Origin of the sequence: Vibrio sp. 1727 (genome assembly GCF_033344415.1) — a bacterium.
Lineage (GTDB): Bacteria > Pseudomonadota > Gammaproteobacteria > Enterobacterales > Vibrionaceae > Vibrio > Vibrio alginolyticus.
Genome location: NZ_JAWPOT010000667.1, coordinates 1 through 517 on the forward strand (window position 1 = coordinate 1; position 517 = coordinate 517).

The 517-nt window shown below is 37.1% G+C and carries 1 pseudogene; it reads right to left on the reverse strand.

Annotated elements, in window-relative coordinates:
* Positions 1–258: pseudogene (locus R8O10_RS27500) on the reverse strand (GGDEF domain-containing protein); the annotation flags it as partial.
* Between the last annotated feature and the right edge of the window lie 259 nt (positions 259–517).

The following is a 517-nucleotide window of genomic DNA, read 5'->3' on the forward strand; positions in this document are numbered from 1 at the left end:
GTTGGTTTTGAGATCTTCTAAACTGGTTTCTGCTCTACTGGCCACGTAGTTGTTGTAAAGCTGTTTGTTCGCTGCTGGTGGACAAATACCATAGTGTTCTAACACTTCGTCCATCTCAAAATTGAGTTCTGGAATGGTTTTGTCTACGTAGGTATACCAAAGCGCGTAGTTTGCGGGGGTGGCAGCTACATGATTTTTGATCATTAGTGGCACCGCTTTTTTTAAGTTAGCGGTCGATTTCTTAAACTCGTCAGTCATTTCTGCGATGTTACTAGCAAAATGGAATTGGATTTAGATTACCGGATATTAACTAATATCGCTTTAATTTTTATCATTTTTGCTTGGTTTATATAAAAAAATGAGCAAATAGCGGTGATATTCATAAATCTGAAATTTGATTTTATAAAATTGCGGTTTAAAAAGTGAACGATTGAGGATGGAAATACGATTTGGCTCTTATGTTCACGATTCATGCAAAGAGCATGGAAAGCGCTGTAGTTAGTAAGAACGGATGATC